5 protein-coding genes are annotated in these 4,562 nt (G+C 61.9%); all 5 read left to right on the forward strand.

Going from position 1 to position 4,562, the window contains the following annotated elements; genetic code table 11:
• The coding region (locus ENZ75_RS22045) for a sensor histidine kinase (RefSeq protein WP_164887921.1) at nt 1–689 on the forward strand (689 nt) is incomplete at its 5' end.
• A gap of 109 nt (nt 690–798) precedes the next feature.
• Complete coding sequence (locus tag ENZ75_RS22050) at nt 799–1,176, forward strand: ester cyclase (RefSeq protein ID WP_024501791.1); 378 nt, start codon at nt 799–801, stop codon at nt 1,174–1,176.
• Nucleotides 1,177–1,317: 141 nt separating this feature from the next.
• The gene (locus ENZ75_RS22055) at nt 1,318–2,373 is read left to right on the forward strand and encodes a YeiH family protein (protein ID WP_063168664.1); all 1,056 of its coding nucleotides are present in this window, start codon (nt 1,318–1,320) and stop codon (nt 2,371–2,373) included.
• Nucleotides 2,374–2,472: 99 nt separating this feature from the next.
• Complete coding sequence (locus tag ENZ75_RS22060) at nt 2,473–3,552, forward strand: AraC family transcriptional regulator (protein ID WP_063168665.1); 1,080 nt, start codon at nt 2,473–2,475, stop codon at nt 3,550–3,552.
• Between the two features lie 175 nt (nt 3,553–3,727).
• Nucleotides 3,728–4,562: alpha/beta fold hydrolase (locus tag ENZ75_RS22065; RefSeq protein WP_128278313.1), on the forward strand; the 835-nt coding region annotated here is incomplete at its 3' end.

Raw genomic sequence — 4,562 nt, forward strand, 5'->3', positions numbered from 1 at the left:
TAGCCAAGGAGAACGAATATCGCATCCGCATGCTGATGCGCGAGGTCAACCACCGGGTGAAGAACCAGTATTCCGTCATCATCTCGATGATCCGGGAGACCAGCAAGCGGTCATCGACGCCGGCCCAGTTCGAACGTCAGGTGCGCGAGCGCATCATGGCGTTGTCGCTCTCGCATGACCTTCTGGTTTCCGGCGACTGGAAGGGCGCCACGATCTTCGAACTGCTGCTTGCGCAGGCCAAACCGTTCGGCAACGAGGAGCGGATCTCAATGTCGGGCCCTTCCCTGACGCTGAGCCCCAATGCCGTCCAGTACCTCGGCATAGCGTTTCATGAACTCGCGACCAATTCCGCTAAATACGGCGTCCTTTCGGCCGCAGAGGGAACGATAACGGTGCAATGGAAGGTAACCGGACTGGTCGGCCAGAAACAGTTCCAGCTGATCTGGAAAGAGAGAGATGGTCCTGAAGTACAGACGATCGGCCATGGTGGTTTCGGCAGCGTGGTGCTGCGGCGCGTCGCTCCAGCCGCGGTGAGCGGCACCGGTGTTCTCGAGCATGATAGCCACGGTGTCACCTGGACGCTGCAAGCACCGTTGACCCAACTTGAGGCCTCGGTTGACAGCGAGCACGTTGATCAGCGTGCGTTGGACCAGGTGATGAGCGGACACGAATTCGGAATTGTTCCCTGAACTTGGGCACTGGCAACAGGACTACGGCCCGCTATGTGTTGCTTTTATTGTACGTCCTGGCCTTCAGCCCTGTCGCAATATGGCGGGCATCAGCACCGGAGCCATCGCCGTGACCGTGACCGACCTCTATCGAGGCTACATCGCCTGCCTCAACAATCAGGACTGGCAGAAGCTGCATCGCTTCGTTCATGACGAGGTGCACTACAATGGCGACCGCGTCGGACTGTCGGGTTACCAGGACATGCTGGAGCGCGATTTTCGGGAAATCCCAGACCTCTATTTCGATATCCAGTTGCTGATCGCCGAACCGCCGTTCCTAGCCAGCCGGCTTCAGTTCAACTGCACGCCGAAGGGAACCTTCTTCGGGCTCCCTATAAACGGCAGGAAGGTGTCCTTCAGCGAGAACGTCTTCTATGAATTCCTCGACGACCGGATCAGGAACGTCTGGTCGGTGATCGACAAGGCCGCGATCGAGGCGCAGCTTTAATCCAGGTCGCCCAGAAAGCGACGTCTGCGCGGCAGCGCCCGTGGATCGTTCGTAAAAATCGATCATTCTAACGAAAATAATTCGTTGGAAAGATTGGTTTAGGAATGGCATTCTCCCGGCATACTCGCCTGGAGCATTGCATTGTCTTCCGTTTCCCACTTCGCGAACGATATTCCAAAAAGCGCGTTTCCTGCCGATGTCGCGCAAGGGCGAAAATCCCTTAGCTGGAATGGCATCGTCCCCGGCATCGTGCTGGTCACGATGATCACTGCCGTCGCCTTCTCGGCGCGCAATGTTTCCGGCTTCGCGCTGTTCAGTCCAATGATCCTCGCCGTCGTCGCCGGCATGATCTACTCCAACGTGCTCGGCACGCCCGTGCACGCCAAAGCCGGTATCGCATTCTCGCAAAAGCGCCTGTTGCGCTTCGCCATCGTGCTGCTCGGCTTCCAGCTGACGCTCGGCCAGGTGGTCTCGATCGGCGCTGGCGGCGTCGGCATTGTCGCGGCGACGCTTGGCGCCACCTTCGTTTTCACCATCACGCTTGGCCGGCTGATCGGCGTCGACGCCAAGCTGGCGCAGTTGATCGCCGCCGGCACCTCGATCTGCGGCGCTTCGGCCATCGTCGCCACCAACATCGTCACCGATGCGCGCGACGAGGACGTCACCTACGCCGTCGCCTCGATCACCTTGTTCGGCACCGTCGCCATGCTCGGCTTCCCACTCATGGCGCCCATGCTCGGCCTCGACCAGCACGCTTTCGGCCTGTGGGCCGGCGCCTCGATCCACGAGGTGGCGCAAGTCATCGGCGCCGGCTTTCAGAACGGCACCCAGTCCGGCGAGATCGCCACCGTCGCCAAGCTGACCCGCGTCGCCATGCTGGCGCCGATGGTCGTCGCGCTCGGCCTGATGGCGCGCGGCAGGAGCAGCAGTGAGGTGGCGGCGCGGCCGCCCATGCCGTGGTTCGTCGCCGCCTTCGTCGCTGTCGTGGCGTTGAACAGCTTGGTCACGGTGCCCACCGAGATGAAATCGGCAATGGCGCTCGCCACCACCATCATGCTGACCATGGGCCTGGCCGCCATGGGCCTGCAGGCCGACATCTCTCAGCTGCGCTCGCGCGGCCTGCGCCCGCTGGCGCTCGCCTTCTCGGCCTTCCTGTTCATCGGCTGCTTCAGCCTGATGCTGGTGAAGTTCGCCTGAGCTTGATCGCCGGCACGCAGACGGCACAAGCGAGTTTGGGAATCAAATCACATCGGCTACGGTCTGCCGCGCATCAACACGCGAGCCCGCACCCGATCCATGCCGTTTGTTCCCTTACCCTTCGTCGTCGCCCTGTCGCTGTTCATCCTGCTTTGGGTCGTCGCCAGCCGCCAGGATGAGGCAGCACCGAACCTGCCGTTTCTCGCCCTGATCCTTGTTGCAGCGTTGCAATCGGTGCTCACCGGACTGCGCTGGGGCTATGGCATCAGCGAAGTCGGCTATATCGCCCCCGTATCCGCCGCGATCATGCCGTCTCTGCTCTACGCCGGCGTATCGAGCCTGGTTCGCACCAGCGACCGCCGGTGGCCGGCCCTGCTGGGGCTCCACGCGACACCCGCGGTCATCATCATCATGCTGATAATCTTTTGGCGCGAGGCGATCGACGTGGCGCTGACATCAATCGATTTCACCTACGCCGCCGCCATTCTCTGGCTGCTTCGCTCCGGCGCCGACGGGCTTCGCCTTGCGCCCTTCGACGGCGCGGTCCCGGTCTACAGGGCCATCCTTTTCGCGGCAGCTACGCTGTGCCTGTCGGGAGCCGTCGACATGCTGGTGTCCTTCGATCTGGCGTCGGGACATGGCGCTCGCGCGGCAACCGTGATCGGCATCGGCAATCTTTTCATGCTCGTCATTGTCGGCATGGCGGCGGCTGCGGCCAGCCAAAGCCATGTCCCGCTCAATGCCGCCGAGCCCGTCGAGACTTCGTCCCCACCCGACGCCGGCGAGAACGCCGATGCGATCGCCAGGGTCAACGAGTTGATGCAGGAGAAAAAACTATATCGCGACGCCAATCTCAACCTCAACCGGCTTGCCCGGCGCGCCGGAATTCCAGCACGGCAGATCTCAATGGCGATCAACCGGGCCACGGCCAGGAACGTCTCGCAATATGTCAACGGACACCGCATCACCGAGGCCTGCCGGCTGCTGAGCGAGACCGATCAGTCCGTGACGGAGATCATGTTTGCGGTCGGCTTCCAGACCAAGTCGAACTTCAACCGCGAATTCCGCCGCGTCACCGATATGACCCCGCTCGCCTGGCGGGACCGGAACGCGCCTGACGCGGCGCCCTCGCTTGCGAACCGGCGGGCGGCTGAAATCGGCAGCGCCGTTCCGCACTGAACGGTACTCAATCGCGATAAAGCACGTCCTTGATCGCGATCAAGGTCGCGGACTTCGCTCCGATCCGCTGACATTGGGTCGCTAACACTGCAATCGAACATGACCGCCAGCTTGCCCGGACGCTGTAGCCTCCGGCCTTGCCACCTATAGGGCGCGTTCGACAACGGAGATTTCAATGAAATTCTGGACTATGCTCTGCGCCGTCGCTGTTTCCACGGCGCTCATGCAACACCCCGCAGACGCCGGCGACAATGTCGGCGTTCGTCAGTTCCCTGCCCCATCCAAGGAGCGCGGCATCGATCTCGATGTGACGGTCTGGTATCCCGCGCAACCGGGCGGCGAGATGGTTATATCAGGCGACACCGCGCTTTTCGCCGGAACGGCCGCCATGCGCGATGCGCCTATCGCTGGCGGAAAATTCCCGCTTATCCTGCTTTCGCATGGCGCTGGCCTGGCGGGAACCCCACACGCCCTGAGCTGGATTGCAACGCCTCTGGCCAGGCAGGGATTCGTCGTCGCCGCTCCCACACACCCGGGAAATACGGGGAAAAACAGATCCGCCGCCGAGACGATGAAACTCTGGTTGCGGCCCGCCGATCTCACGGCTGCCCTGACCGCGACGGCGAAGGACGCTTTCTTCGCAGGGCACCTCGAACAAGGCAAAGTAGGCGTCCTCGGTCTTTCCATGGGCGGCAACACGGCGCTGGCGATAGCCGGTGCCCGCATCGATCCGAAATTGCTGGCGGCCTATTGCGATACGGACCTGCTCAATGCCTCGCTCTGCGACTGGGTCAGGCAAAGCGGCGTCGATCTTCACGCCATGGATTTGCAGGCCGCCGGTCGGGACAACCGGGATGAGCGCATTCATTTCGCCATGGCGATCGATCCTGCCCCATCCGATGTCTTCGATGTCAAAAGCTTTGCCGGTATCAAAATTCCGGTCGCTATCGTCAATCTTGGCCGACCAGGAAAGATTCCCGTGACCGCCGACGCATCCGAGATCGCAAAAG

It is taken from the genome of Mesorhizobium sp. M7A.F.Ca.CA.002.04.1.1, assembly GCF_004022805.1.
Lineage (GTDB): Bacteria > Pseudomonadota > Alphaproteobacteria > Rhizobiales > Rhizobiaceae > Mesorhizobium > Mesorhizobium ciceri.

Excerpts from the sequence above, each read along its gene's own strand:
- ENZ75_RS22060 (WP_063168665.1), top strand. The coding sequence starts at position 2,473 with ATGCCGTTTGTTCCCTTACCCTTCGTCGTCGCCCTGTCGCTGTTCATC.